The organism is Enterobacter cloacae complex sp. SYL001 (genome assembly GCF_049237025.1).
In the GTDB taxonomy this organism is placed as follows: domain Bacteria; phylum Pseudomonadota; class Gammaproteobacteria; order Enterobacterales; family Enterobacteriaceae; genus Enterobacter; species Enterobacter intestinihominis.
In genome coordinates this window covers 110,061-135,543 of sequence record NZ_JBMKJI010000001.1, presented here as the reverse complement: position 1 = coordinate 135,543, position 25,483 = coordinate 110,061, and the positions used below count along the sequence as shown (strand labels likewise).

The following is a 25,483-nucleotide window of genomic DNA, read 5'->3' as shown; positions in this document are numbered from 1 at the left end:
CAAAGGCACGAAACGTGTCAGCCTGGTATGGAGAATCACATGCAGCTTAAACGTGTGGCAGAAGCCAAACTGCCAACCCCATGGGGCGATTTCCTGATGGTGGGTTTTGAAGAACTGGCAACCGGACAAGATCACGTCGCCCTGGTATACGGTGACATTTCGGGGCAGACGCCGGTACTGTCCCGCGTTCATTCTGAGTGTCTGACCGGTGACGCGCTCTTCAGCCTGCGCTGTGACTGCGGTTTCCAGCTCGAAGCCGCTCTTTCTCATATCGCAGAGGAAGGACGTGGCGTGCTGCTGTATCACCGCCAGGAAGGACGCAATATCGGTCTGCTGAATAAAATCCGCGCCTACGCGTTGCAGGATCAGGGCTATGATACCGTCGAAGCAAACCATCAGCTCGGCTTTGCTGCTGACGAGCGCGATTTCACCCTCTGCGCAGATATGTTCAAGCTGCTGGGCGTGGACGAAGTGCGTCTGTTAACCAATAACCCGAAAAAAGTGGAGATCCTCACTGAAGCGGGCATCAATATCGTTGAACGCGTGCCGCTGATTGTTGGCCGCAATCCGAAAAACGCGCACTACCTCGATACCAAAGCTGCAAAGATGGGGCACCTGCTGAGCGAGTAAACGCAAAACGCCCGGCACTTCTGCCGGGCGAGTTTGATCAGTCCAGCATCTTTCGAATCACATAATGTAAAATGCCGTCGTTCTGGTAATAGGTTAGCTCTGTTGCCGTATCAATACGACACCGACAATCCAGCACTTCTGTTGTACCATCTGCCCGCGTTAACTTCACCGGAACGGTTTTACCCGGTTGCAGATTTTGCAGACCGCTGATATCAATCTGCTCTTCCCCGGTCAGACCCAGCGTTTTACGCGTTATGCCCTGCGGGAACTCCAGCGGCAGGATCCCCATCCCGATCAGGTTTGAGCGGTGGATACGTTCAAAGGATTCGGCAATCACCACGCGAACCCCGAGCAGACGTGGACCTTTAGCCGCCCAGTCGCGACTGGAACCAGAGCCGTACTCTTTACCGGCAATAACGGCCAGCGGCGTACCCTCCTGCTGATACTTCATGGCTGCGTCATAAATTGAAATGACCTCTGTATCTGGCAGGTGGCGCGTCATGCCCCCTTCCACGCCCGGGACCATTTCATTACGAATGCGGATGTTGGCAAATGTCCCGCGCATCATCACTTCGTGGTTACCGCGGCGCGAACCGTAGGAGTTAAAATCGCGACGTTCCACGCCACGGCTTTGCAGATACCGACCTGCCGGACTGTCCGCTTTGATGCTCCCCGCTGGTGAGATATGGTCAGTGGTGACGGAATCGCCCAGCATCGCCAGAATGCGCGCGCCGTGAATGTCTTTCAGCAGTGCTGGCTCCGCCAGCATCTCATCGAAGAAGGGCGACAGGCGAATATAGGTGGAATCATCCTGCCAGTCATAGGTATCGGAACCCACCACGTCGATCGCTTTCCATTCCGCTGTACCTTCGAACACTTCCGCATACTCTTTGCGGAACATCTCAGTGGAAACTTTCTCTACCGCGCGCGCAATTTCACGCGATGATGGCCAAATGTCTTTCAGATAGACAGGTTCATTTTTGCGATCGTGACCAATCGGATCGGTCGCCAGGTTAATGTTCATGTTTCCGGCCAGAGCATAGGCTACAACCAGCGGCGGCGAGGCCAGCCAGTTGGTTTTCACCAGCGGATGAATACGCCCCTCAAAGTTTCGGTTACCGGAAAGTACCGCGCCAACGGTCAAATCACCCTGCTTGATCGCCACTTCAATAGGCTCAGGCAGTGGACCAGAGTTACCGATGCAGGTCGTACAGCCGTAACCCACCAGATTAAAGCCCAACTCGTCGAGGTACGGCGTGAGTCTGGCCTGCGCCAGGTAATCGGAAACCACTTTCGAACCAGGCGCCAGGGACGCCTTAACCCACGGCTGTGGCTTGAGTCCCAGTTCTACCGCTTTTTTTGCCAGCAGCCCGGCAGCCATTAACACACTCGGGTTGGACGTGTTGGTACAGGAAGTGATAGCGGCGATTACCACGGCGCCGTCAGGGAGCTGATACTGATGCCCGTTCAGAACATAGTCCACAGGACGGTGATCTTTTTGCGCGGCGTTAACCTCCAGCTCATTGCTGGCGGCAAAGGCTTTCGGAACGTTGCTCAGGGCGACGCGGTCCTGCGGTCGTTTCGGCCCTGCGAGGCTTGCCTCAACGGTGCCCATATCCAGTTCCAGCGTGCTGGTAAATACCGGCTCGTCACCCGGGTTACGCCACATGCCCTGCGCTTTGGTGTAGGCCTCTACGAGCGCCACCTGCTCCTCGCTGCGACCACTGAGGCGCATATACTCAAGCGTAACGCTATCAATCGGGAAAAAGCCGCAGGTCGCACCATATTCCGGCGCCATGTTGGCGATGGTGGCCCGGTCCGCCAGCGGCAGTGAATCCAGACCATCACCATAAAATTCAACGAATTTACCCACCACGCCATGCTTACGCAGCATCTGGGTGACCGTCAGAACCAGATCCGTGGCGGTAATGCCTTCGGACAATTTACCGGTCAGCTTAAAGCCCACCACATCGGGAATGAGCATCGATACCGGCTGGCCGAGCATGGCCGCTTCCGCTTCAATACCACCGACGCCCCAGCCCAAAACGCCAAGGCCGTTAATCATGGTCGTGTGTGAATCGGTGCCCACCAGCGTATCCGGGTAAGCCACCCACTCTTTATCCTGCAATTCACTCCAGACGGCTTTGCCGAGATATTCCAGGTTGACCTGGTGACAAATGCCGGTGCCTGGTGGAACAACGCTGAAGCGGCTGAACGCCTGCTGACCCCATTTGAGGAAGACATAGCGTTCATGGTTACGTTCCATCTCCAGACGGACGTTTTCACCGAAAGCATCGTCGTCGCCGAAGTGGTCGACGGTGACGGAGTGGTCGATGACGAGGTCTACCGGTGAGAGCGGGTTCACCTTAGCCGTATCGCCCCCGAGACGCTTAACAGCTTCACGCATGGCGGCCAAGTCCACAACCGCCGGCACGCCGGTGAAATCCTGCATCAATACCCTGGCCGGGCGGTAGGCAATTTCTTTGTCTGCATGAGCATTTTTCAGCCACCCTGCCAGAGCCTGGATATCCTCCTCGGTAACCGAGTCGCCATCTTGCCAGCGCAAGAGGTTTTCCAGTAGTACTTTCAACGACTTGGGTAACCGCGAAATGTCCCCAAGCGTCCTGGCAGCCAGCGGTAAGCTGTAGTAGCGCCAGGTTTTATTTTCCGCCTGTAATGTGTCCTTACTGGCTTCGCGTAGGGTTAACGACATAAGCTCCTCCTTAAAAACAGGGATGTCCTGACAATCATCAGGGCTGTAATTAAAGATAACACAAAGATGTCGTAACGTTTTGATAACAACCCAAATTGATAAATTTAGGAATGGTCCAACGCGAGGGATTAAACAAAAAACCCCGCCATGGCGAGGTTTTACGATTTAGTGTAAGGCCAGCCAGAGGAGCTGACACCAGAAGAGGATCGACGCTGAGAATACGCCGAGCCATGACCAGTATTTTACGGTTGTCATGTTATTCATCATAGGGACACCAGACTTTAATTATTTAAGGATGCGAGGTCTGCCCTCGTTCTATATTGCTGATGTGTATTTATTAAGGAGTACAAAAGTGCACAGTCTTTATTCAGACTATTTGCATCATTACGCAAAAATCAAAATTTTTGTTTTTTGGGTTCGTCTTCTGCGAACACATCAATAAAGGCCTGCTGCTGTGGCGTCAGTTGCCAGGAGGCTGGCACGCTGGTTGCTGGCGCCTTACGCGCTTTGTGAGCATTGTCACGAAGCTGACACATCTCTTTTCTCGCGTCAGTACGCACCGTCATGACCATATTCAACCCCAATATTTCCAGACGAGAAGAGCAACAACCACCCAGAACAGGGCAGAGCCGAGAAAGACCGCCAGCCAGGCTTTACGCTTAAGCGCGGGATCCCTTTGCGGTTCTTCACTTCCTGACGGCATTGCTAACCTCATACAATCGATATCGCTTATCATTTAGAGACCAAACAATTGGCACAAGTAATCATCTGATGAGATAAATCCTAAAGAAACTTTAGCCGAAAAGCCAGTGAATTTACGAATCTGAGCCTGGGAAAATTCAATCTTTTGACCAGAAATAAATAATTGAAAAGAATAATTTGCACACCTGTAAATTAGTTTCTACTTTTGTCGCAAATTTGCGACAGTAAAACCCTATTCATCAAATGGGTTATGACGATATATGACAGTAGGCGCAGATGAGGTTAATTCTAATTTAGATTTAAAGGGGGAAACCGGTATCTTTCCAGAAGAGAAAGATACCGGGTGTAATTATTTGGCAGGAAGTTTGATGTCTTTAAACATCTCTTCGATGTCTTCATTGGAGCGTAACGCCACGGCCGTGTCGACCACGTCACGTGTTAAATGCGGTGCGAAGCGCTGAATAAAATCATACATATAGCTGCGAAGGAACGTGCTGCGACGAAAACCTATCTTGGTGGTGCTGTGGCTGAAGATATCATGCGCGTCCAGACGCACCAGATCCGGGTCTGATACAGGATCCACCGCCATGCTGGCAATAACGCCTACGCCCAGACCCAGACGCACGTACGTTTTAATGACGTCCGCATCCGTTGCAGTGAAGACGATCCGTGGCGTTAATCCGGCGCGGTTAAAGGCGGTGTCTAGCTCAGAACGGCCCGTAAATCCGAACGTATAGGTCACCAGCGGGTATTGCGCCAGCTCTTCGATTGTCACTTCGCCCTTCCCCGCCAGCGGATGATCGGGGGTCACGACAATAGAGCGGTTCCAGTGGTAGCACGGGAGCATGACCAGATCATCGTACAGATGAAGAGCTTCCGTCGCAATGGCAAAATCGGCATTGCCTTTAGACACGGCCTCTGCGATTTGCGTCGGTGAGCCCTGATGCATATGCAGGGAAACGCGGGGATAGCGTTCTATGAAGCCTTTGATCACCCCGGGAAGCGCATAACGCGCCTGTGTATGCGTGGTGGCAATATACAGAGAGCCTTTATCCGGCCAGGTATGTTCCCCGGCGACGGATTTAATGGCGTCGACTTTGGAGAGCACTTCCCGTGCGATGCGTATGATTTCCTGTCCTGCCGGGGTGACCTGAGTCAGGTGCTTACCGCTGCGGGCAAATATCTGAATACCTAACTCATCCTCCAGCATACGCACCTGCTTACTGATGCCGGGCTGAGAGGTATAAAGACCTTCTGCGGTGGAAGAGACATTGAGGTTATGATTGACGACCTCAACGATATAGCGAAGCTGCTGTAATTTCATGCCAGACCATCCGATTTAGCGCATGCGTCAATCGCTTAATACGATTTGATAATAAGAAACGGGTTAACTATAACCACTATATCATTTATAGCCAGGCTGTATAGTACGGAACAAAAAATAATAACTACGTAATAAAAAAGGGCCAGAAGTCCGGCCCTTTTACAGGTAAGTTACGGTAAGGGAAGATTATTTCTTGCCTTCAACCCATTTCCCGTCGACAAAGAAGGCTGACCATCCGGTCGCTTTACCCTCTTTCTCTGCCGCCACGTACTGCTGCTTCGTTTTACGGCTGAAGCGCACCACGGTTTTGTTGCCTTCCGGATCCTGCTGTGGCGCATCGGCCAGGTAACGCAGTTTCTCCGGCAGACGGTCGCGGAAGCGGTACAGCTCTTCTACCAGCGGCGCACGGGTTTCGCGCGATTTCGGGAAGGTGTTGGCCGCCAGGAATACCCCGGCAGCACCGTCACGCAGCACGAAATACGCCTCTGACTTCTCGCACGGCAGCTCAGGAAGCGGAACCGGATCTTCCTTCGGCGGCGCAACTTCACCGTTACGCAGGATCTTACGCGTGTTTTTACAGTCGTCGTTGGTACATGCCATGTACTTACCGAAGCGTCCCATTTTCAGGTGCATTTCGGAACCACATTTCTCACACTCAACGATCGGACCGTCATAGCCCTTAATGCGGAACTCACCTTCTTCGATCTCATAACCGTCGCAGGTTGGGTTATTACCGCAAACGTGCAGTTTGCGTTTTGGATCGATCAGGTAGCTGTCCATCGCCGTGCCGCATTTCTTACAGCGGCGCTTGGCGCGCAGTGCGTTGGTCTCCGCATCGTCACCTTCCAGCACGTTGAGAACTTCGTTCTCCGGCACGAGGTTGATAGTGGTTTTGCAACGCTCTTTCGGCGAAAGCGCATAACCAGAACAGCCGAGGAACACGCCCGTGGTTGCGGTACGGATCCCCATTTTACGGCCACAGGTTGGGCAGTCGATGCTGGTCAGTACCATCTGGTTAGGCAGCATGCCGCCTTCTTCAGGATCTTTCTCAGCTTTCTCAAGCTGGTTGGTAAAATCGCTGAAGAAGCTGTCGAGAACTTTCTTCCACTCGGCCTTATGGCTGGCAACCTCATCGAGACTGTCCTCCATCTGCGCGGTGAAGTCATAGTTCATCAACTCACGGAAGTTAGCTTCCAGACGGTCGGTAACAATCTCACCCATTTTTTCAGCATAGAAACGACGGTTCTCAACGCGAACGTATCCACGATCCTGAATGGTCGAAATGATCGACGCATAGGTAGACGGGCGACCGATGCCGCGTTTTTCCAGCTCTTTTACCAGCGACGCTTCGCTGAAACGCGCAGGCGGCTTGGTGAAGTGCTGGGCCGGTACCAGATCAACCAGCGACAGCTCGTCGCCTTTGTTGACGGAAGGCAGCGTTCTGTCTTCATCACCTTTACGCAGCGCAGGCATCACTTTTGTCCAGCCGTCGAAACGCAGAATGCGGCCGCGCGCTTTCAGGCGGAAATCACCCGCGCCAACGGTCAGCGTAGTGGAGTCGTATTTCGCTGGCGTCATCTGGCAGGCCACGAACTGGCGCCAGATCAGCTGATACAGCTTCTGGGCGTCCGCTTCCATATCTTTAAGAGATTCCGCCAGAACGGAAACGTCAGAAGGACGGATCGCTTCGTGCGCTTCCTGAGAATTCTCTTTGCTGGCGTACTGATTAGGACTGTCCGGCAGGTATTTCTTACCGAAGTTGTCCTCGATATAGCCACGCACCATGCTGACAGCGTCCTGACTCAGGTTGGTGGAGTCAGTACGCATGTAGGTGATGTAACCCGCTTCATACAAACGCTGGGCCATCATCATGGTTTTCTTCACGCCGTAACCCAGACGCGTACTTGCCGCCTGCTGAAGCGTTGACGTGATAAACGGTGCGCCAGGCTTGCTGCTGGTCGGTTTGTCTTCACGATCCAGCACCTGATAACGCGCTTTTTCCAGCAGCGCTACGGCGGCCATGGTCTGATCGCGATTTTCAGGACGGAACGGTTTGTCGTTGTGGTGGCTCACCTGCAACGGCAGCGCATCGCCGCCCGGCGTGGTGACAATCGCATCCACTTCCCAGAACTCTTCCGGAACAAACGCTTTGATCTCGCGTTCACGTTCGACAACAAGACGAACAGCCACAGACTGCACACGCCCCGCAGACAGGCCGCGAGCGACCTTTTTCCACAGCAACGGCGAAACCATGTAGCCTACAACGCGGTCCATAAAGCGACGCGCCTGCTGAGCGTTAACACGGTCGATATTCAGTTCACCCGGCTTTTCAAACGCCTGACGAATCGCATTCTTTGTAATTTCGTTAAACACTACACGGCTGTAGCGTTTGTCATCACCCCCAATCACTTCCCGCAGGTGCCATGCGATGGCCTCCCCTTCGCGGTCAAGGTCGGTTGCGAGATAAATGTGGTCTGCTTTTTCAGCAAGCTGTTTCAGCTCGTTAACGACTTTTTCTTTGCCTGGCAGCACTTCGTATTGTGCATCCCAGTTGTGCCATGGGTTAACACCCATGCGGTTGACAAGCGCGCTACGTTCATCCTTTTTAGGCTTTTTAGCCCCTTTGGTGGAGGTAGAGTCTGCGCTCTTTTTGCTGGCTGAGCCACTTGTCGGCAAATCGCGAATGTGACCAACGCTGGACTTAACCACGTAGTCATTGCCCAGATATTTATTGATCGTTTTGGCTTTTGCCGGGGACTCAACGATGACGAGAGCTTTACCCATATTCACCTTTACCTAATTTAATTCTTCCAGGAATACGCCGCACGTTGATTTCCCTTCCGCTGACGACGAGCCATTGATATTGCGACGTCGTCAGGGGATATCAACCCCTTTGTCTAACCGAACGTCAGTATGGCGACATCCAGGTCATTGACTTTTCGGGTATTTTTCTCACATCAAAGTTCATTCGTGACGAATTCCCGGTCGAATGTCAAGCAATTCTGTTGCCAGAATGACGAAAGCGCACACTGTACCTGATAAAATTCGTTACGCAACTTTATTAGCATGCAAAAGCAAATCCCGCCAGCCAGCCCCTGTTCCTTAAACCCGCGGATAGAAGGGAAAATTTGCCCCCGAAGCGACCCAGGCGTAGACTATTGTCACTGTTTAAGGAGTGGAATATGCAGAATACGACCCAACCCATTGACCGAGCTTCACTGCTTATCGAAGCAAACAAACTCATTCGCGACCATGAAGACACCCTGGCGGGGATTGAAGCGACTGGCGTGGAACAACGTAATGGCGTGCTGGTGTTCAGCGGTGAATACTTCCTTGATGAACAAGGGTTACCAACCCCGAAAAGCACCGCCGTGTTTAACATGTTTAAATACCTGGCGCATACCCTCTCAGAGAAGTACCACCTGGTCGATTAAAACGAAAACGCGAGGCATCTGCCTCGCGTTTTTCTTTACAGCAGCGGCTTTTGTCCGCGCTGCAACCAGCGTAGCAGCAGGCGATCCGCGCTTTCTGCCGCACTATTGGTAAAACGGTCAAGCAGGCGCTTACGTCGGGTGAAGCGCACCCCCACCAGCTCACGGCCTTCCATCAGGTTGAGCAGGAGGTCGTCGCTGGTACCCACTTCATCCACCAGCCCTTTCTCCTGCGCCTGCGTGCCGTACCAGTGTTCGCCGGTAGCCACCTGCTCAATGTCCAGCGTTGGGCGCATGCGGTGCACGAAATCTTTGAACAAATGATGGGTTTCGTTCAGATCTTCCCGGAACTTCTGCCGTCCCTCTTCGGTATTTTCGCCGAGCAGCGTCAGCGTACGTTTGTACTGACCCGCCGTATGCAATTCGATGTCGATCTCTTTATTTTTCAGGAAACGATTGAAGTTAGGGATCTGCGCAACCACCCCAATCGAGCCGATAATGGAGAACGGTGCTGCGACGATTTTATCCGCTACGCACGCCATCATATAGCCGCCACTCGCCGCGACCTTATCTACCGCCACGGTGAGCGGGATCTGTTTATCCCGCAGACGTTGTAACTGCGAAGCCGCCAGTCCATACCCATGCACTACGCCGCCCGGGCTTTCAAGGCGTACCACCACCTGATCCTGGGCTGTCGCCACGGCCAGCACCGCGGTCACTTCCTCCCGCAGAGAGGAGACTTCATGCGCATCCATGCTACCTTTAAAATCGAGCACATAGACGCGCGGTTTTGCGTCAGCCTGTGGCGTGGCGAGCTTAGCTTTCGCCTTCGCGGCTTTGGCGTCCTGCTTATGTTTTTTCTTCTGGGCTTTTAGCCACAGCTTCTGTTGATGATCGTCAAGCAGCGCCAGAGACATCTCTTCCCGCATCTCTTTATACTGCTCGCTCAGGCGGGTAATGCGTAACTCACCACGCTGACGCTTACGCTGCGTCAGGTTGACAATCAGGACGGCAATCACCGCGACAGCAATAACCACCGTCGCGATTTTGGCCAAAAACAACCCATACTGAGAAAGTAATTCCACGCGTTCCACCTTGATTTAACCACGAATCTTTCACGCCAGTGTACAACAGCCCTGCGCAGGCGTCTCGCTCTGGACATTAGCTCTGCGAGGCGGCTTCAGGAATCCCCCGTTTCTGGTTTAAATCTTTGCAAATTGTTAATTTCCCAGCGTTCTGTCCTGTAGACTGATTGAATTCTGACGCGGTTTCGGGCATAAAGCCGAAAAGTCATAAATAAAGGTGCAAGTCACGCCCAATGCGCCTGAGGAGCCACCGTGCATTATCAGCCACAAAAAAACCTTCTACAGAACCGCATCATTCTGGTTACCGGTGCCAGCGACGGGATTGGTCGCGAAGCGGCGCTGACTTATTCTGAATACGGTGCGAGCCTTATTCTGCTGGGACGTAATGAAGAAAAGCTCAAAGCCGTTGCCCGTGAAATCGAAAACGCCGGCGGTACCCCCACGCCCTGGTATACGCTCGATCTGCTGACCTGTACGTCAGCGTCATGTCAGGCCCTTGCCCAGCGCATTAGTACGCATTATTCGCGTCTGGACGGCGTACTGCACAACGCGGGGTTACTGGGCGAAGTGCGCCCGATGGATGAACAGGATCCGGAGATTTGGCAGCAAGTGATGCAGGTTAACGTCAATGGGACGTTTTTCCTGACCCAGGCCTTGCTTCCTTTATTACTTAACTCAGATTCCGGTTCGCTGGTGTTTACCTCCTCCAGCGTGGGGCGTCAGGGTCGTGCGAACTGGGGGGCTTACGCCGCCTCAAAATTTGCCACGGAAGGAATGATGCAGGTGCTGGCCGAAGAGTATCAAAACCGCCATCTGCGGGTTAACTGTATTAACCCTGGCGGTACGCGCACTAAAATGCGTGCCAGCGCGTTCCCGACAGAAGATCCGCAAAAGCTTAAAACCCCGGCCGATATTATGCCTCTTTACCTGTGGCTAATGGGTGACGACAGCCGTCGTAAAACCGGAATGACATTCGATGCTCAGCCAGGCCGCAAACCGGGGATATCGCAATGAGTGAAGACCGTCATCAGCAGCGCCAGCAGCGTCTCAAAGAACAGGTTGATGCACGCGTGGCGGCCGCTCAGGACGAGCGCGGGATCCTCATCGTGTTCACCGGCAACGGCAAAGGCAAAACCACCGCCGCATTTGGGACCGCCACCCGCGCAGTCGGGCACGGTCAGAAAGTGGGCGTGATCCAGTTTATCAAGGGTGAATGGCCCAACGGCGAGCGTAATCTGCTCGAACCGCATGGCGTTGAGTTTCAGGTGATGGCGACCGGTTTTACCTGGGATACCCAGAACCGGGAAACAGATACCGCAGCCTGCCTCGCCGTCTGGGAGCATGCCAAAAGAATGCTCTCTGACCCGTCGCTGAACATGGTGTTGCTGGATGAGATCACGTATATGGTGGCCTATGACTACCTGCCGCTGGAAGCCGTGCTGGAGGCTCTCAGGAACCGCCCTGCACACCAGACGGCGATCGTCACGGGGCGCGGGTGTCATCGGGACATTCTGGAGCTGGCCGATACCGTCAGCGAGCTGCGTCCGGTTAAGCATGCGTTCGATGCGGGTATCAAAGCGCAAATTGGGATTGATTACTGAAGAAAAAAAGCCCGATGTATTCACCGGGCTTTTCAATTAACCGTTGTTATTACGGCTGCCAGAGCGGCGATTGCTGCTGACCTGGCTATGACGTTTCACCGCACGGCGGATCTGATTCGCCTTCATGCGACGACGATCTTTCTCTACCGCCACTTTCGACGTGGTTTCTGGCGTCAGGCCAACCAGATCGCGCAGGTAGTTGGTTTGCGTCAGATCCAGTTCGGTATAGCCGCCACGTGGCAGGCCTTTCGGCAGCAGAATGTCGCCATAGCGGACGCGAATCAAGCGACTCACCTGGACACCGACCGCTTCCCACAGTCGACGCACCTCGCGGTTACGTCCCTCTGTCAGGGTAACGTTGTACCACTGGTTAATGCCTTCACCACCGGTAAACTTGATGGTTTTGAACGCCGCAGGGCCGTCCTCCAGCTGAACACCACGCGACAGGTCGCGCAGTTTGTTCTCATCAACCTGGCCGAAAACACGAACGGCGTATTCACGTTCCACTTCACGACTCGGGTGCATCAGGCGGTTTGCCAGTTCACCATCGGTGGTGAACAGCAGCAGGCCACAGGTATTCACGTCCAGACGCCCTACGGCAATCCAGCGGGCGCCACGCAGTTTTGGCAGACGGTCGAACACCGTCGGGCGGCCTTCCGGATCGTTGCGGGTACACAGTTCGCCTTCCGGCTTGTAGTAAGCCAGCACGCGGCAGATCTGTTCAGCGGACTCTTTCACGGAGATAAGATGGCCGTCAATGCGGATCTTCAGCCCCGGTACGATTTCAACGCGGTCACCGAGTGTGGCGATTTTACCGTCCACACTCACGCGACCTGCTTCAATAATGGCTTCGATTTCACGGCGCGAACCGTGGCCGGCACGCGCCAGCACTTTCTGTAACTTCTCGCTCATTGAGCTTCCTCAGGTGTCGCCTTCACAGGCGTCGAATCAGGTCAAAAACAGGGCAACGCCCTGCTTTGATGGCCGCGTAGTATATCTGCTTACACCCTTACAAGAAAGGCTTAACATCGCCCACGCCTTCACGAATCACTTCTGGCGCGTCTTCGGTGAGATCCACCACGGTGGTCGGTTGCTGGCCTAGATAGCCGCCATGAATAATCAGCTCCACCACTTTCTCCAGACGATCTTTGATCTCTTCCGGGTCGGACTCGGTAAACTCACTGCCCGGCAGCATCAGCGAGGTAGACAGCATCGGCTCGCCGAGGGTTTCCAGCAGCGCCTGGGCAATCGGGTTCGACGGCACGCGCATGCCGATGGTTTTACGTTTTTCCTGCAACAGACGACGCGGCACCTCTTTTGTCCCTTTCAGAATGAAGGTGTAGTTTCCCGGCGTGTTGTTTTTGATCAGGCGAAAGGCCACGTTGTCGACATACGCATAGGTCGACAGCTCAGAGAGATCGCGACACATCAGGGTGAAGTTGTGGCCGTCCGGCAGTTGGCGGATTCGACAGATGCGCTCCATCGCCCCTTTATCCTCGATTTTACAGCCCAGCGCGTAGCCAGAATCGGTTGGGTAGACAATAACACCACCTTTACGGACGATTTCCACAGCCTGATTAATCAGACGTGGCTGTGGGTTATCCGGATGGATATAGAAAAACTGACTCATACTTCCCTCTCTTCAATTTGCTGTGGCTGTTCCCAGAGCTGCCAGACGGGCTCAACGCCAGCGGGTAACCAGAGCTTGCGCCCCAGTTCAATCCACGCGCAGGGCTGATGGAAATCTGAACCCTGTGACCCAAGCAGGCCAAACTGACGGGCGTAGGTCGCGAGCTGCGAACGCTCATTGGGTGCCTGCTGACACTGGGCAACTTCCATCGCCTCACCGCCGGATTCGGCAAAGTGGGCCAGCAACCTTTTCAGCCATTTAGCAGAAAGATTATACCGCCCCGGATGGGCCAATACGGCCTTACCACCAGAATGATGAATCACATCAATAGCTTGTTTTATTGTACACCACTGGGGAGGAACGTATCCGGTTTTCCCGCGCGCCAGATACTTTTTAAACACATTCGCCATGGTCGTCGCTTTACCGGCGTCAACCAAAAAACGGGCGAAATGGCCGCGCGTGACCGCCCCACCGTTCGCCAGCTTGCGCGCACCTTCCAGCGCACCGGGGATATGCGCCTTCTCAAGACGTTCGCCTATCAACTCCGCGCGTTGATTGCGTCGTGCTTTTTGTTCTTGCAAAAATGCGCACATTGCCGGATGTTCTGTATCAATATTCAGGCCAACGATGTGAATTTCGTGGTTTTCCCAGAGCGTGGAGATCTCGACCCCGGGCACCAGATTTAGCGCCAGCCCGCTTCGGGCAATCTCGGCGCGCGCGGCGGGGATGGCGTTTGTTGTGTCGTGATCGGTTATTGCCAGCGTGCCGACACGCATTTCAACGGCGCGATGGACCAGGGCTTCGGGCGTCAGCAGGCCATCTGAAGCCTGCGTATGGCTGTGTAAATCATAAATTACGGCGTAGGTGGTATCGCTCAAAGCACTTCCCATAACAGTCTGGAGACATCCGAAGCACCTATGATACCGACTTACCGCGAAATACTGAAATCAGGGGTTGACAACACGCCATCGAACTAGTTAACTAGTACGCAAGTTCACACGAGAAAGGTATCTGAAAATGACAGCACATTTCGCTCTGCACGGTTGGTGGCGTACTTCCTGATCTTCGGGCAGTGTCACGCGTCTGCGAAAAGCAAACAGATACCCGGCCCGCTCCCAAGCGGGCTTTTTTTTGAACAGAATATGAGAATAACAACATGCAAACAGCCAAACCCCACCTCGAACTGCTGACCTGCGAGGCGGCCTATCGCCATAACCCTACCGCGCTCTTTCATCAGGTGTGCGGTGCACGTCCTGCGACGCTGCTGCTGGAATCTGCTGATATCGACAGCAAGGACGATCTCAAAAGCCTGCTGCTGGTTGATAGCGCGCTGCGCATTACCGCATCGGGTGACACTGTCACTATTAAGGCGTTATCCGAGAATGGCGCGTCGCTGCTGCCGCTGCTGGATGCGGCTCTGCCTTCAGGCATTGAAAATGAGCGTCATCCGGACCTGCGAATTCTGCATTTCCCGCCGGTAAGCCAGTTGCTGGATGAAGATGCCCGCCTCTGCTCACTCTCCGTTTTCGACGCCTTCCGCCTGCTGCAAAATCTGGTCATTGTGCCGGAAGATGAGCGCGAAGCAATGTTCTTTGGCGGGCTGTTTGCTTACGACCTGGTTGCTGGCTTTGAAGATTTACCGGAAACCGAGCAGGGTAACCGCTGCCCGGACTACTGCTTCTACCTGGCCGAAACCCTGCTGGTGATCGACCATCAGAAAAAATACACCCGCATTCAGGTCAGCCTGTTCACGCCATCTGTGTCTGAGAAAAATCGCCTCGCGCAGCGCATCGGCCAACTGCAACAGCAGATGTCAGAAGCACCGCCCGCGCTCCCGGTGCAGCGTGTTGAAAAGATGACCTGCGAGGTGAGTCAGACCGACGATCAGTACGGCGCGGTGGTGCGTCAGATGCAAAAAGCGATTCGTGCCGGGGAGATTTTCCAGGTGGTGCCGTCCCGTCGCTTTTCGCTGCCCTGCCCGTCGCCGCTGGCGGCTTACGATGTGCTGAAAAAGAGCAACCCAAGCCCGTACATGTTCTTTATGCAGGACAATGATTTCACCCTGTTCGGCGCGTCACCGGAAAGCTCCCTCAAGTACGACGCCACCAGCCGCCAGATTGAGATCTACCCGATAGCGGGCACCCGTCCACGCGGCCGTCGTGCCGATGGCTCCCTGGACCGCGATCTCGACAGCCGCATCGAACTGGAAATGCGTACCGACCACAAAGAGCTCTCCGAACACCTGATGCTGGTTGACCTGGCGCGTAACGACCTGGCGCGTATTTGTACGCCGGGCAGCCGATATGTGGCAGACCTGACCAAAGTCGACCGCTACTCCTTCGTCATGCACCTGGTATCCCGCGTGGTGGGTGAGCTGCGCCACGACCTCGACGTCCTGCACGCCTACCGCGCCTGCATGAACATGGGCACGTTGAGCGGCGCGCCGAAAGTCCGCGCCATGCAGCTGATTGCCGAAGCTGAAGGCCGCCGTCGCGGCAGCTACGGTGGCGCGGTGGGCTATTTCACCGCTCACGGTGACCTCGATACCTGCATCGTGATTCGCTCCGCCTACGTTGAGGACGGCATTGCTACCGTCCAGGCCGGGGCCGGGATTGTGCTGGATTCTGTTCCGCAGTCGGAAGCCGACGAAACCCGCAGTAAAGCGCGCGCGGTACTGCGCGCCATTGCTACCGCACACCATGCACAGGAGATTTTCTGATGGCTGACATTCTGCTGCTCGATAATATCGACTCCTTTACCTACAACCTGGCAGATCAGCTGCGTGCGAATGGACACAACGTCGTTATCTATCGCAACCACGTTCCGGCCCAGACGCTGATTGACCGTCTGGCGACCATGCAAAATCCGGTGCTGATGCTCTCCCCGGGGCCAGGCACACCGAGCGAAGCGGGCTGTATGCCTGAGCTGTTGACCCGTATGCGCGGCAAGCTGCCGATTATCGGCATCTGCCTCGGCCACCAGGCGATTGTCGAAGCCTACGGTGGTTACGTGGGTCAGGCGGGGGAGATCCTGCATGGTAAAGCGTCAAGCATTGAACATGACGGTCAGGCGATGTTTGCCGGTCTGCCGAACCCGCTTCCGGTGGCGCGTTACCACTCACTGGTCGGCAGCAATATTCCGGCCGGGCTGACGATTAACGCCTCGTTTGAAGGGATGGTGATGGCGGTGCGTCACGATGCGGATCGCGTCTGCGGGATGCAGTTCCACCCGGAATCTATCCTGACGTCTAACGGCGCGCGCCTGCTGGAGCAAACGCTCAACTGGGCGCTGCAAAAGCTGGAGCAGACCAACACCCTGCAACCGATTCTGGAAAAACTGTATCAGGCCCAGACCCTGAGCCAGCAGGAGAGCCACCAGCTTTTCTCCGCCGTAGTGCGCGGCGAGCTGAAGCCTGAGCAGCTGGCCGCTGCGCTGGTGAGCATGAAAGTGCGCGGCGAAAGCCCGCAGGAGATCGCCGGTGCGGCAACCGCGCTGCTGGAAAATGCCGCCCCGTTCCCGCGCCCGGACTATCCGTTTGCCGATATCGTTGGGACCGGCGGCGACGGCAGCAACAGCATCAATATTTCGACCGCCAGCGCCTTTGTGGCGGCGGCATGCGGACTGAAAGTGGCGAAGCACGGCAACCGCAGCGTGTCCAGCCGTTCCGGATCGTCCGACCTGCTGGCGGCTTTCGGTATCAATCTGGACATGAACGCCGAGCGTTCCCGTGAAGCGCTGGATGACCTGGGCGTCTGTTTCCTGTTTGCGCCGAAGTATCACACCGGTTTCCGCCACGCGATGCCCGTTCGCCAGCAGCTTAAAACCCGGACGCTGTTTAATGTGCTCGGTCCACTCATTAACCCGGCGCACCCGCCGCTGGCGCTGATTGGCGTTTACAGTCCGGAGCTGGTCCTGCCGATTGCGGAGACGCTGCGCGTCCTCGGTTACCAACGCGCCGCCGTGGTACACAGCGGCGGGATGGATGAAGTTTCCCTGCATGCGCCCACGCTGGTGGCCGAACTGAATAACGGCGAAGTGCTGAACTATCAGCTTGAGGCCGCTGATTTCGGGTTGACCCCGTACCATCAGGACGCCCTGGCGGGCGGCACGCCGGAAGAAAACCGTGACATTCTCACGCGCTTATTACAAGGTAAAGGTGAGGCCGCCCATGAGGCCGCCGTGGCGGCCAACGTAGCCATGCTGATGCGTTTACATGGCGAGGAAGATCTGAAAGCCAACGCCCAAAAAGTTCTGGACGTACTGCGCTCCGGTGCAGCTTACGATCGCGTTACCGCACTTGCGGCAAGAGGGTAAATAATGCAGACCGTTTTAGCGAAAATCGTCGCCGATAAGGCCATCTGGGTGGAAGCCCGTAAGCAACAGCAGCCGCTCGCCAGTTTTCAGAATGACGTCGTTCCGAGCAGCCGTAGTTTCTATGATGCCCTCCATGGCGCGCGTACCGCGTTTATTCTGGAGTGTAAAAAAGCGTCTCCGTCCAAAGGCGTGATCCGTGACGATTTCGACCCGGCGCGTATTGCCGGTATCTACAAGCATCATGCGTCTGCCATTTCTGTGCTGACGGATGAGAAATATTTCCAGGGCAGCTTCGATTTTCTGCCCGTAGTCAGCGGCATCGCGCCGCAGCCGATTCTGTGCAAAGACTTTATTATCGATCCGTATCAGATCTGGCTGGCGCGCTTTTACCAGGCCGATGCCTGCCTGCTGATGCTCTCCGTGCTGGATGACGAACAGTATCGCCAGCTCTCCGCCGTCGCGCACAGCCTGAATATGGGCGTGCTTACCGAAGTGAGCAACGAAGAGGAGCTGGAGCGCGCCATCGCGCTGGAAGCCAAAGTGGTCGGCATTAACAACCGCGACCTGCGCGACCTGTCGATTGACCTCAACCGTACGCGCCAGCTTGCGCCGCGTCTGGGTGCGGGCGTCACGGTGATCAGCGAATCCGGAATCAACAGCTACGCTCAGGTGCGCGAACTCAGCCACTTTGCCAACGGTTTCCTGATCGGTTCCGCGATGATGGAACACGACGATCTTAATGCGGCCGTGCGCCGCGTGCTGCTGGGTGAGAACAAAGTTTGCGGCCTGACCCGTGAACAGGATGCGCAGGCGGCGTATGAGGCGGGCGCAATCTATGGTGGTCTGATCTTTGTTGAGTCCTCTCCTCGCGCCGTTAATGAAGAACAGGCGCGCAAGGTGATTGCGGCTGCGCCACTGAGCTACGTGGGCGTGTTCCGCAATGCGGATATTAACGACGTTGCGGCGAAAGCGGACGCGTTATCCCTGAGCGCGGTTCAGCTACATGGCGATGAAGATCAGACATACATCGATGCTCTGCGACATGTTCTGGCACCTCAGGTTCAGATCTGGAAAGCGCAAAGCGTTAGCGCCATCCTGCCCGCGCGTAACCTTACGCATGTTGATAAATACGTGCTCGACAACGGCCAGGGCGGCACGGGGCAGCGTTTCGACTGGTCACTGCTGCGTGGCGAAGTGCTGGACAATGTCCTGCTGGCGGGGGGATTAAGCCCCGATAACTGTGTGGAAGCAGCCAAAACCGGCTGCGCCGGCCTCGATTTCAATTCAGGCGTAGAGTCCCAACCGGGCATAAAAGACGCCAGCAAGCTGGCATCGGTATTTAAAACTCTGCGTGCATATTAAGGAAGAGAAGATGACGACATTACTTAACCCGTATTTTGGTGAGTTTGGTGGGATGTACGTCCCACAAATCCTGATGCCCGCGCTGCGCCAGCTGGAAGAAGCGTTCGTGAGCGCGCAGAAAGATCCGGCGTTTCAGGCGGAGTTTACTGACCTGCTGAAAAACTACGCCGGTCGTCCGACGGCACTGACCAAATGCCGCAATCTGACCGAAGGCACCAGAACCACGCTCTACCTTAAACGTGAAGATCTGCTGCACGGCGGCGCGCATAAAACTAATCAGGTGCTTGGCCAGGCTCTGCTCGCCAAACGTATGGGTAAAACCGAAATTATCGCCGAAACCGGCGCGGGCCAGCACGGCGTGGCCTCTGCCCTCGCCAGCGCCCTGCTCGGCCTGAAGTGCCGCATCTATATGGGGGCGAAAGACGTTGAACGCCAGTCGCCTAACGTGTTCCGTATGCGTCTGATGGGGGCGGAAGTGATCCCTGTGCACAGCGGTTCTGCCACGCTGAAAGATGCCTGTAATGAAGCGCTGCGCGACTGGTCTGGCAGCTACGAAACCGCCCACTACATGCTCGGTACCGCGGCAGGCCCACACCCGTTCCCGACCATCGTGCGTGAATTCCAGCGCATGATCGGTGAAGAGACTAAAGCGCAGATCCTCGAAAAAGAGGGTCGCCTGCCGGATGCGGTGATCGCCTGCGTTGGCGGCGGATCTAACGCCATCGGCATGTTTGCCGATTTTATCGACGAAACCAGCGTTGGGCTGATTGGCGTTGAGCCTGCCGGCCACGGCATTGAAACGGGCGAGCACGGTGCGCCGCTGAAGCATGGTCGCGTGGGGATCTATTTCGGCATGAAGGCCCCGATGATGCAGACCGATGAAGGGCAGATTGAGGAGTCTTACTCAATTTCAGCCGGGCTGGATTTCCCGTCCGTAGGGCCGCAGCACGCGTTCCTCAACAGCACCGGCCGCGCGGATTATGTCTCCATCACTGATGACGAAGCGCTGGAGGCCTTCAAAACGCTGTGCCGCAATGAAGGGATCATCCCGGCGCTGGAGTCTTCCCACGCGCTGGCACACGCGCTGAAAATGATGAAGGAAAACCCGGAAAAAGAGCAGCTGCTGGTGGTAAACCTTTCCGGTCGCGGTGACAAAGATATTTTCACCGTTCACGATATTCTGAAAGCACGAGGGGAAATCTGATGGAACGCTACGACAACGCATTTGCACAACTGAAAGCCCGCCAGGAAGGCGCTTTCGTTCCCTTCGTGACGCTGGGCGACCCCGGTCCAGAGCTGTCGCTGAAGATTATCGATACCCTGATTGACGCCGGTGCCGACGCGCTGGAGTTGGGGATTCCGTTCTCCGATCCGCTGGCGGATGGCCCGACCATCCAGAACGCGACGCTTCGCGCGTTTGCTGCGGGCGTGACGCCGGGCCAGTGCTTCGAAATGCTGGCGGCGATTCGCCAGAAGCACCCGACCATTCCGATCGGCCTGCTGATGTACGCCAACCTGGTGTTCAGCCGCGGTATTGATGCGTTTTACGCAGAGTGCGCCCGCGTGGGCGTTGACTCCGTGCTGGTGGCTGACGTGCCCGTTGAAGAGTCTGCGCCGTTCCGTCAGGCGGCGATGCGCCACAACGTCGCGCCGATTTTCATCTGTCCACCGAATGCCGATGACGATCTGTTGCGCCAGATTGCCTCTTACGGACGGGGTTACACCTACCTGCTCTCCCGTGCGGGCGTCACCGGTGCGGAAAACAAAGCCGCGCTTCCGCTGCATCATCTGGTGGAGAAGCTGGCAGAATACCATGCTGCACCGCCGCTTCAGGGCTTTGGGATTTCCTCTCCGGATCAGGTTACTGCGGCGATTGACGCGAAAGCCGCCGGGGCCATTTCCGGTTCGGCTATCGTGAAAATCATCGAGAAGAATGTGGATAAGCCAGAGCAGATGCTGGCTGAGTTACACGCATTCGTCACATCCATGAAAGCGGCCACACACAAGGCGTAACCGTTAACACCGTCTGGCCCCGGCGTCAGGCGGTTTTCCCTTATCTCTTCCTGAAAGAAGCAGGTCAAAATTGATCCTGTCGATATTTTCGGTGTGAATGACTTTTCAAACTTTCGCGTAAGCGTATGATCTGGGCTCTTTTTAGCGTTACCCTTCTGAGTTCAGAGGTTATTCATGTCCTGGCATTCCTTCAAACAGACTTACCTGGTTAAGTTCTGGTCACCTGTTCCGGCCGTTATCGCGGCAGGCATTCTCTCTACCTATTATTTCGGTATTACCGGCACCTTCTGGGCTGTTACGGGCGAGTTTACCCGCTGGGGTGGGCAGCTATTACAGCTGGCAGGCGTCCATGCCGAAGAGTGGGGCTACTTCAAACTAATCCATCTTGAGGGCACACCGCTGACCCGCATCGACGGGATGATGATCATTGGCATGTTCGGCGGCTGTTTTGCGGCCGCGCTGTGGGCCAACAACGTTAAGTTGCGCATGCCGAAAAGCCGCATCCGCATTATGCAGGCCGTAGTCGGCGGTATCATTGCCGGGTTTGGCGCTCGTCTGGCGATGGGCTGTAATCTGGCCGCGTTCTTTACCGGCATTCCGCAGTTCTCGCTGCATGCCTGGTTCTTTGCCGTCGCCACCGCCATCGGCTCCTACTTCGGTGCTAAATTCACCCTGCTGCCGCTGTTCCGCATTCCGGTGAAAATGACGAAAGTTAGCGCTGCCTCTCCGTTAACGCAAAAACCCGATCAGGCGCGTCGTCGTTTCCGCCTTGGTATGCTGGTCTTTTTTGCTATGGTTGCCTGGGCGATTTGCACGGCAATGAATCAGCCCAAACTCGGTCTGGCCATGCTGTTCGGCGTCGGCTTTGGTCTGCTGATTGAACGCGCGCAGATCTGCTTTACCTCCGCGTTTCGCGATATGTGGATCACCGGACGAACCATGATGGCGAAGGCGATCATTGCCGGTATGGCCGTGAGCGCGATCGGCATCTTCAGCTACGTTCAGCTCGGCGTGGAACCGAAAATCATGTGGGCGGGCCCAAATGCGGTCATTGGCGGGCTGCTGTTTGGTTTTGGCATCGTGCTGGCGGGCGGGTGTGAAACCGGCTGGATGTATCGCGCTGTGGAAGGCCAGGTGCATTACTGGTGGGTGGGTCTGGGTAACGTGATTGGCTCTACCCTTCTGGCCTGCTACTGGGATGACGTCTCTCCGGTGCTGGCAACAAACTGGGACAAGGTCAACCTGCTGAAAACCTTTGGTCCACTCGGGGGACTCCTGGTGACCTACGCCCTGCTGCTTATCGCCTTCTTACTGGTTGTTGCACAAGAGAAGCGCTTCTTCCGACGCGTCACCGTCAAAACTGAAACTCAGGAGAATGCCGCATGAAAGAGATCGTGCCTGATTATCGTCTCGATATGGTGGGTGAACCTTGCCCTTACCCGGCCGTCGCCACGCTTGAAGCGCTACCGCAGCTAAAGAAAGGTGAAATTCTGGAAGTGGTGAGCGATTGCCCCCAGTCGATCAATAACATTCCGCTTGATGCCAAAAATCACGGCTATACCGTGCTAGATATACAGCAGGACGGACCAACCATTCGTTATTTAATTCAGAAGTGATTTCACGATCGAAAAAGGCCTCTCAGAGGCCTTTTCTAGTTTACTGGCTTTGGCCACCGTCGTCGTCTGAGCTTCGGCAGGCATGAATGAATGGTGAGACGTGTTCCGCAAACGGAACAGATAGCACCGTGAGGTAGGCTATGTGCTGGGCTGAACGTCGTGAACTGAAACTGTTTACCTGCACAAACCGGACACTCAAATTTGATGTTGGGGATATCCCCTCCAGCCAGGTGTGTGGAACAACCACCATACAGCAATCACCGGCTGACAGGGGATATATCTTCTGTCAGAAACGATAGCCTGCTGAGAACATAAATACCCACGGATCCAGACGGGTATTGATACTTTGCTGCTGGCCGCCAGCTTTAAAGCGCACGTCCGTATCAATGTCCATATACCAGACAGAGGCGTTGATCAGCCAGTCACGGTTAATCAGATAATCCAGACCAACCTGTCCCGCCATGCCCCACGAGTCTTTCAGGCTGAGATCGGAGAGCCCGGCCTCTTTACCGGTATCGTTAAATTTCTCATCAAAGAAGGTGGTGTAGTTAACGCCTGCACCAATATAAGGGCGTAACTTGCTGCTGGAATCGGCGAAGTACCACTGCGCCATCAAGGTTGGTGGTAAATGGTGCACCGTAGCAATGTCCCCGGTCGGCCCTAAACCGACGCGGTGACGGAATGGCGTGGCGGCCAGAAGCTCAACGCCAATTTTATCCGTAGCCATATACGTGAATGTCAGGCCTAACTGGGTGTTATTGCTAACGTTAAACCCGCCCATACCCAGTACATTGTCGGAACCTTCCGTTGGACGCACCGTTGCCGAACCGGCACGAATAAAGAATTCACCTGCTTCATGCGCGTACGCGCCGCCAGAGAGACTGCTTAAGATAAGGGCTGCCACCGCTAATTTTTTCATATCCGCTCCATCGTTGTGGTTTTAATTGCGGAGGAGAACATACTCACAAATGAGTAATAAGTGATCTAACACAGATCACATTAAAACCAGTAAGTTAACATTCATTGATCTAGGTTAATTTTTGGTGACGCCTCATAAAGCAATAAGTTGTTACCGCGTCAATTTTTGGCATTTCATAGTTAAAAAATTTTCTGTTTTTCCTCTCTTGCGCTTCCTGTAGCGGCTGGATAATTTATCGCTCTCACAATCTGATTTGATGCGTTCTACTTTTGCAGGTGTGCCATGAGTGATCATAACCCGTGCATGACGTGCGGAGCCTGTTGTGCGTATTTTCGAGTCTCTTTCTACTGGGCTGAAGCCAGCGATGGCGGCGGCACCGTTCCGGTTGATCTCACTGAACCCTTGACCCCTTTCCTGCGTTGCATGCGCGGCACCAACCAAAAACAGAGCCGCTGTGTGGCACTGCAAGGTGAACCTGGGGTATCCACCCGCTGTTCCATTTACGCGGATCGCCCCAGCCCGTGTCGCACTTTCGCGATGTCGGGAGTGGATGGGCAGGTCAATGAGGCATGCAATCGCGCCCGCGCCCGCTATGGATTACCGCCGCTTTACAAAGATATGCTTTTCCATACAAGCCTTGATGCTGCCACCAGCGTATTATCCGGTGTACAATTGCCGGCTAATTAACACCTGCAATACTCAAGGAGAGTGCATGTCTATCACGGCGAAGTCTGTCTACCGTGACACGGGAAATTTTTTCCGCAATCAGTTCGTTACTTTTTTACTGATCGCGTTGTTGTGCGCCTTTATTACGGTGGTGCTGGGTCATGCGTTCTCACCCAGTGATGAACAGATTGCCTCGCTGAGCCAGGGGGATCATCTTGCAGGCAGCGCAGGGTTATTTGACCTTGTGCAGAATATGACGCCAGAGCAACAGCAAATCTTGCTGCGTGCATCTGCGGCATCTACCTTCTCGGGGCTGATCGGCAACGCCATTCTGGCGGGTGGCGTGTTGCTGATGATCCAGCTGGTGTCTGCCGGCCAACGCGTCAGCGCGTTACGTGCCATCGGGGCCAGTGCTCCGGTGCTGCCGAAACTGTTTATCCTCATCTTCCTGACCACGCTGCTGGTCCAGATGGGGATAATGTTGGTTGTCGTTCCGGGCGTGCTGCTGGCTATCGTGCTTTCATTTGCGCCAGTAATGGTTGTGCAGGACAAAATGGGTATTTTCACCGCCATGCGCAGCAGTATAAGGCTCGCGTGGGCGAATATGCGTCTGGTCGCCCCGGCCGTTATCAGCTGGTTGCTGGCCAAGACTCTACTGTTGCTGTTTGCGCCGAATTTTGCGGTATTAACGCCAAACGTCGGCGCGGTTGTCGCCAATACGCTGAGCAATCTGATTTCAGCTGTACTGCTGGTCTATTTGTTCCGCCTGTACATGTTAATTCGTCAGTAACCGGGATCGCAGAATGAAGCAGTTTCTTGATTTTTTACCGCTGATCGTATTTTTCGCTTTTTATAAGTTGTACGACATCTATGCCGGCACGCTGGCGTTGATTGTGGCAACGGCTGTGGTGCTGATTTACAGCTGGGTTCGCTATCGCAAAGTTGAAAAGATGGCGCTCATCACTTTCCTGATGGTGGCGGTGTTTGGTGGTCTGACGTTGTTCTTCCACAATGATGAATTTATCAAATGGAAGGTCACAGTGATTTACGGCCTGTTTGCGGGCGCGCTGCTCATCAGCCAGTGGGTGATGAAGAAGCCGCTGATCCAGCGCATGCTGGGGAAAGAACTGACGCTGCCGCAGGCTGTGTGGGGGCGTCTGAATATCGCCTGGGCGCTATTTTTTATTCTGTGTGGTCTGGCGAATATCTATATCGCATTCTGGCTGCCGCAGAATATCTGGGTCAACTTCAAGGTGTTTGGCCTGACGGCGCTGACCCTTATCTTCACCCTGCTCAGCGGCGTTTATATTTATCGCCACATGCCGCAGGATGACAAGCACTGATCCTTCTGGCCAGATCGTCACGCGGTCTGGCCTCTTTTCCCGCCTTCCCTTTTCTCCACAACCTTCCTGCGAAAATGTCTGAATCATGAAGATTTTATGGAGATTGCTGTCGCTTTATTGTAATGAGAATCACT

26 protein-coding genes and 1 other annotated feature are annotated in these 25,483 nt (G+C 54.9%); of the genes, 15 read left to right on the top strand and 11 right to left on the bottom strand.

Going from position 1 to position 25,483, the window contains the following annotated elements; genetic code table 11:
* The first annotated feature begins 39 nt into the window (after window positions 1–39).
* Complete coding sequence (ribA, locus tag ACOTZP_RS00610) at window positions 40–630, top strand: GTP cyclohydrolase II (protein WP_013096372.1); 591 nt, start codon at window positions 40–42, stop codon at window positions 628–630.
* 37 nt (window positions 631–667) lie between these two features.
* On the opposite strand, the gene acnA is transcribed toward ribA, so the two are convergent.
* The 6 genes from acnA to topA form a co-directional block, all read right to left on the bottom strand.
* Window positions 668–3,343, bottom strand: a complete 2,676-nt coding sequence (acnA, locus tag ACOTZP_RS00605; RefSeq protein ID WP_404346986.1) for an aconitate hydratase AcnA — start codon at window positions 3,341–3,343, stop codon at window positions 668–670.
* 165 nt (window positions 3,344–3,508) lie between these two features.
* The gene (gene ymiC / locus ACOTZP_RS00600; RefSeq protein WP_032103392.1) at window positions 3,509–3,607 is read right to left on the bottom strand and encodes a small membrane protein YmiC; all 99 of its coding nucleotides are present in this window, start codon (window positions 3,605–3,607) and stop codon (window positions 3,509–3,511) included.
* A gap of 131 nt (window positions 3,608–3,738) precedes the next feature.
* Entirely contained in the window at window positions 3,739–3,909 is a 171-nt protein-coding gene (locus tag ACOTZP_RS00595) for a hypothetical protein (protein ID WP_271074786.1), read from the bottom strand.
* Window positions 3,910–3,917: 8 nt separating this feature from the next.
* The gene (locus ACOTZP_RS00590; protein ID WP_096168876.1) at window positions 3,918–4,058 is read right to left on the bottom strand and encodes a YmiA family putative membrane protein; all 141 of its coding nucleotides are present in this window, start codon (window positions 4,056–4,058) and stop codon (window positions 3,918–3,920) included.
* Window positions 4,059–4,394: 336 nt separating this feature from the next.
* On the bottom strand, window positions 4,395–5,369 hold the full coding sequence (gene cysB, locus ACOTZP_RS00585) for an HTH-type transcriptional regulator CysB (protein ID WP_006810844.1): 975 nt from the start codon (window positions 5,367–5,369) through the stop codon (window positions 4,395–4,397).
* 186 nt (window positions 5,370–5,555) lie between these two features.
* Entirely contained in the window at window positions 5,556–8,153 is a 2,598-nt protein-coding gene (topA, locus tag ACOTZP_RS00580) for a type I DNA topoisomerase (RefSeq protein ID WP_271074664.1), read from the bottom strand.
* A 398-nt stretch (window positions 8,154–8,551) separates the two neighbouring features.
* Between topA and ACOTZP_RS00575 the strand changes: the two genes are divergently transcribed.
* Window positions 8,552–8,803 (top strand): YciN family protein, encoded by a 252-nt coding sequence (locus tag ACOTZP_RS00575; protein ID WP_003856804.1) that lies wholly within the window; start codon window positions 8,552–8,554, stop codon window positions 8,801–8,803.
* 35 nt (window positions 8,804–8,838) lie between these two features.
* Here the strand turns inward: ACOTZP_RS00575 and sohB are convergent, their stop codons facing one another.
* Complete coding sequence (sohB, locus tag ACOTZP_RS00570) at window positions 8,839–9,885, bottom strand: protease SohB (protein WP_032624125.1); 1,047 nt, start codon at window positions 9,883–9,885, stop codon at window positions 8,839–8,841.
* 252 nt (window positions 9,886–10,137) lie between these two features.
* Here sohB and ACOTZP_RS00565 point away from each other — a divergent pair, with 252 nt between their 5' ends.
* Together ACOTZP_RS00565 and cobO are read left to right on the top strand one after the other, a co-directional pair.
* The gene (locus ACOTZP_RS00565) at window positions 10,138–10,899 is read left to right on the top strand and encodes a YciK family oxidoreductase (RefSeq protein WP_022648324.1); all 762 of its coding nucleotides are present in this window, start codon (window positions 10,138–10,140) and stop codon (window positions 10,897–10,899) included.
* On the top strand, window positions 10,896–11,486 hold the full coding sequence (gene cobO / locus ACOTZP_RS00560; RefSeq protein ID WP_046619712.1) for a cob(I)yrinic acid a,c-diamide adenosyltransferase: 591 nt from the start codon (window positions 10,896–10,898) through the stop codon (window positions 11,484–11,486). Before ACOTZP_RS00565 ends, cobO begins: the two co-directional genes overlap by 4 nt.
* Window positions 11,487–11,522: 36 nt before the next feature.
* On the opposite strand, the gene rluB is transcribed toward cobO, so the two are convergent.
* From rluB to rnm, 3 genes are all read right to left on the bottom strand, one after another.
* Window positions 11,523–12,398: a 23S rRNA pseudouridine(2605) synthase RluB gene (rluB, locus tag ACOTZP_RS00555; RefSeq protein ID WP_003856794.1), complete on the bottom strand. Its 876-nt coding sequence runs from the start codon at window positions 12,396–12,398 to the stop codon at window positions 11,523–11,525.
* Between the two features lie 97 nt (window positions 12,399–12,495).
* On the bottom strand, window positions 12,496–13,116 hold the full coding sequence (locus ACOTZP_RS00550; RefSeq protein WP_003856793.1) for an L-threonylcarbamoyladenylate synthase: 621 nt from the start codon (window positions 13,114–13,116) through the stop codon (window positions 12,496–12,498).
* Complete coding sequence (gene rnm / locus ACOTZP_RS00545) at window positions 13,113–13,994, bottom strand: RNase RNM (RefSeq protein ID WP_271074663.1); 882 nt, start codon at window positions 13,992–13,994, stop codon at window positions 13,113–13,115. Before rnm ends, ACOTZP_RS00550 begins: the two co-directional genes overlap by 4 nt.
* A gap of 139 nt (window positions 13,995–14,133) precedes the next feature.
* Between rnm and trpL the strand changes: the two genes are divergently transcribed.
* From trpL to yedF, 8 genes are all read left to right on the top strand, one after another.
* Window positions 14,134–14,178, top strand: coding sequence for a trp operon leader peptide (gene trpL, locus ACOTZP_RS00540; RefSeq protein ID WP_071524153.1), 45 nt, complete (start codon window positions 14,134–14,136; stop codon window positions 14,176–14,178).
* Window positions 14,155–14,249: a sequence feature (Trp leader region), on the top strand. (Overlaps the previous gene by 24 nt.)
* 23 nt (window positions 14,250–14,272) lie before the next feature.
* Complete coding sequence (locus tag ACOTZP_RS00535) at window positions 14,273–15,835, top strand: anthranilate synthase component 1 (protein WP_271074662.1); 1,563 nt, start codon at window positions 14,273–14,275, stop codon at window positions 15,833–15,835.
* Window positions 15,835–17,430, top strand: a complete 1,596-nt coding sequence (gene trpD / locus ACOTZP_RS00530; RefSeq protein WP_271074661.1) for a bifunctional anthranilate synthase glutamate amidotransferase component TrpG/anthranilate phosphoribosyltransferase TrpD — start codon at window positions 15,835–15,837, stop codon at window positions 17,428–17,430. Before ACOTZP_RS00535 ends, trpD begins: the two co-directional genes overlap by 1 nt.
* Before the next feature lie 3 nt (window positions 17,431–17,433).
* Window positions 17,434–18,792, top strand: coding sequence for a bifunctional indole-3-glycerol-phosphate synthase TrpC/phosphoribosylanthranilate isomerase TrpF (gene trpCF, locus ACOTZP_RS00525; protein ID WP_271074660.1), 1,359 nt, complete (start codon window positions 17,434–17,436; stop codon window positions 18,790–18,792).
* A gap of 10 nt (window positions 18,793–18,802) precedes the next feature.
* Window positions 18,803–19,996, top strand: a complete 1,194-nt coding sequence (gene trpB, locus ACOTZP_RS00520; RefSeq protein WP_022648334.1) for a tryptophan synthase subunit beta — start codon at window positions 18,803–18,805, stop codon at window positions 19,994–19,996.
* A complete protein-coding gene (gene trpA / locus ACOTZP_RS00515) occupies window positions 19,996–20,805 on the top strand; it encodes a tryptophan synthase subunit alpha (protein WP_022648335.1) in 810 nt (269 codons plus the stop codon). Before trpB ends, trpA begins: the two co-directional genes overlap by 1 nt.
* 174 nt (window positions 20,806–20,979) lie before the next feature.
* The gene (yedE, locus tag ACOTZP_RS00510; protein WP_271074659.1) at window positions 20,980–22,191 is read left to right on the top strand and encodes a selenium metabolism membrane protein YedE/FdhT; all 1,212 of its coding nucleotides are present in this window, start codon (window positions 20,980–20,982) and stop codon (window positions 22,189–22,191) included.
* Window positions 22,188–22,421, top strand: coding sequence for a sulfurtransferase-like selenium metabolism protein YedF (gene yedF / locus ACOTZP_RS00505; RefSeq protein WP_003856774.1), 234 nt, complete (start codon window positions 22,188–22,190; stop codon window positions 22,419–22,421). Before yedE ends, yedF begins: the two co-directional genes overlap by 4 nt.
* A gap of 286 nt (window positions 22,422–22,707) precedes the next feature.
* Here the strand turns inward: yedF and ompW are convergent, their stop codons facing one another.
* Window positions 22,708–23,340 carry an outer membrane protein OmpW gene (ompW, locus tag ACOTZP_RS00500; protein ID WP_271074658.1) on the bottom strand — a complete coding sequence of 211 codons (633 nt, stop codon included), beginning with the start codon at window positions 23,338–23,340 and terminating at the stop codon, window positions 22,708–22,710.
* A gap of 282 nt (window positions 23,341–23,622) precedes the next feature.
* Between ompW and ACOTZP_RS00495 the strand changes: the two genes are divergently transcribed.
* The 3 genes from ACOTZP_RS00495 to ACOTZP_RS00485 are packed head-to-tail and all read left to right on the top strand — an operon-like array spanning window position 23,623 to window position 25,349.
* Window positions 23,623–24,027 (top strand): YkgJ family cysteine cluster protein, encoded by a 405-nt coding sequence (locus ACOTZP_RS00495; protein WP_045621607.1) that lies wholly within the window; start codon window positions 23,623–23,625, stop codon window positions 24,025–24,027.
* Between the two features lie 25 nt (window positions 24,028–24,052).
* On the top strand, window positions 24,053–24,796 hold the full coding sequence (locus ACOTZP_RS00490; RefSeq protein WP_023300270.1) for a YciC family protein: 744 nt from the start codon (window positions 24,053–24,055) through the stop codon (window positions 24,794–24,796).
* Between the two features lie 13 nt (window positions 24,797–24,809).
* Complete coding sequence (locus tag ACOTZP_RS00485; protein WP_003856762.1) at window positions 24,810–25,349, top strand: septation protein A; 540 nt, start codon at window positions 24,810–24,812, stop codon at window positions 25,347–25,349.
* Window positions 25,350–25,483: the final 134 nt, after the last annotated feature.

Bases quoted from the DNA above. Each gene is read 5' to 3' on its own strand.
- ribA (WP_013096372.1), top strand. From the start codon at position 40: ATGCAGCTTAAACGTGTGGCAGAAGCCAAACTGCCAACCCCATGGGGC.
- acnA (WP_404346986.1), bottom strand. From the start codon at position 3,343: ATGTCGTTAACCCTACGCGAAGCCAGTAAGGACACATTACAGGCGGAA.
- ymiC (WP_032103392.1), bottom strand. From the start codon at position 3,607: ATGAATAACATGACAACCGTAAAATACTGGTCATGGCTCGGCGTATTC.
- ACOTZP_RS00595 (WP_271074786.1), bottom strand. From the start codon at position 3,909: ATGACGGTGCGTACTGACGCGAGAAAAGAGATGTGTCAGCTTCGTGAC.
- ACOTZP_RS00590 (WP_096168876.1), bottom strand. From the start codon at position 4,058: ATGAGGTTAGCAATGCCGTCAGGAAGTGAAGAACCGCAAAGGGATCCC.
- cysB (WP_006810844.1), bottom strand. From the start codon at position 5,369: ATGAAATTACAGCAGCTTCGCTATATCGTTGAGGTCGTCAATCATAAC.
- topA (WP_271074664.1), bottom strand. From the start codon at position 8,153: ATGGGTAAAGCTCTCGTCATCGTTGAGTCCCCGGCAAAAGCCAAAACG.
- ACOTZP_RS00575 (WP_003856804.1), top strand. From the start codon at position 8,552: ATGCAGAATACGACCCAACCCATTGACCGAGCTTCACTGCTTATCGAA.
- cobO (WP_046619712.1), top strand. From the start codon at position 10,896: ATGAGTGAAGACCGTCATCAGCAGCGCCAGCAGCGTCTCAAAGAACAG.
- rluB (WP_003856794.1), bottom strand. From the start codon at position 12,398: ATGAGCGAGAAGTTACAGAAAGTGCTGGCGCGTGCCGGCCACGGTTCG.
- ACOTZP_RS00550 (WP_003856793.1), bottom strand. From the start codon at position 13,116: ATGAGTCAGTTTTTCTATATCCATCCGGATAACCCACAGCCACGTCTG.
- ACOTZP_RS00535 (WP_271074662.1), top strand. From the start codon at position 14,273: ATGCAAACAGCCAAACCCCACCTCGAACTGCTGACCTGCGAGGCGGCC.
- trpD (WP_271074661.1), top strand. From the start codon at position 15,835: ATGGCTGACATTCTGCTGCTCGATAATATCGACTCCTTTACCTACAAC.
- trpCF (WP_271074660.1), top strand. From the start codon at position 17,434: ATGCAGACCGTTTTAGCGAAAATCGTCGCCGATAAGGCCATCTGGGTG.
- trpB (WP_022648334.1), top strand. From the start codon at position 18,803: ATGACGACATTACTTAACCCGTATTTTGGTGAGTTTGGTGGGATGTAC.
- trpA (WP_022648335.1), top strand. From the start codon at position 19,996: ATGGAACGCTACGACAACGCATTTGCACAACTGAAAGCCCGCCAGGAA.
- yedE (WP_271074659.1), top strand. From the start codon at position 20,980: ATGTCCTGGCATTCCTTCAAACAGACTTACCTGGTTAAGTTCTGGTCA.
- yedF (WP_003856774.1), top strand. From the start codon at position 22,188: ATGAAAGAGATCGTGCCTGATTATCGTCTCGATATGGTGGGTGAACCT.
- ompW (WP_271074658.1), bottom strand. From the start codon at position 23,340: ATGAAAAAATTAGCGGTGGCAGCCCTTATCTTAAGCAGTCTCTCTGGC.
- ACOTZP_RS00495 (WP_045621607.1), top strand. From the start codon at position 23,623: ATGAGTGATCATAACCCGTGCATGACGTGCGGAGCCTGTTGTGCGTAT.
- ACOTZP_RS00490 (WP_023300270.1), top strand. From the start codon at position 24,053: ATGTCTATCACGGCGAAGTCTGTCTACCGTGACACGGGAAATTTTTTC.
- ACOTZP_RS00485 (WP_003856762.1), top strand. From the start codon at position 24,810: ATGAAGCAGTTTCTTGATTTTTTACCGCTGATCGTATTTTTCGCTTTT.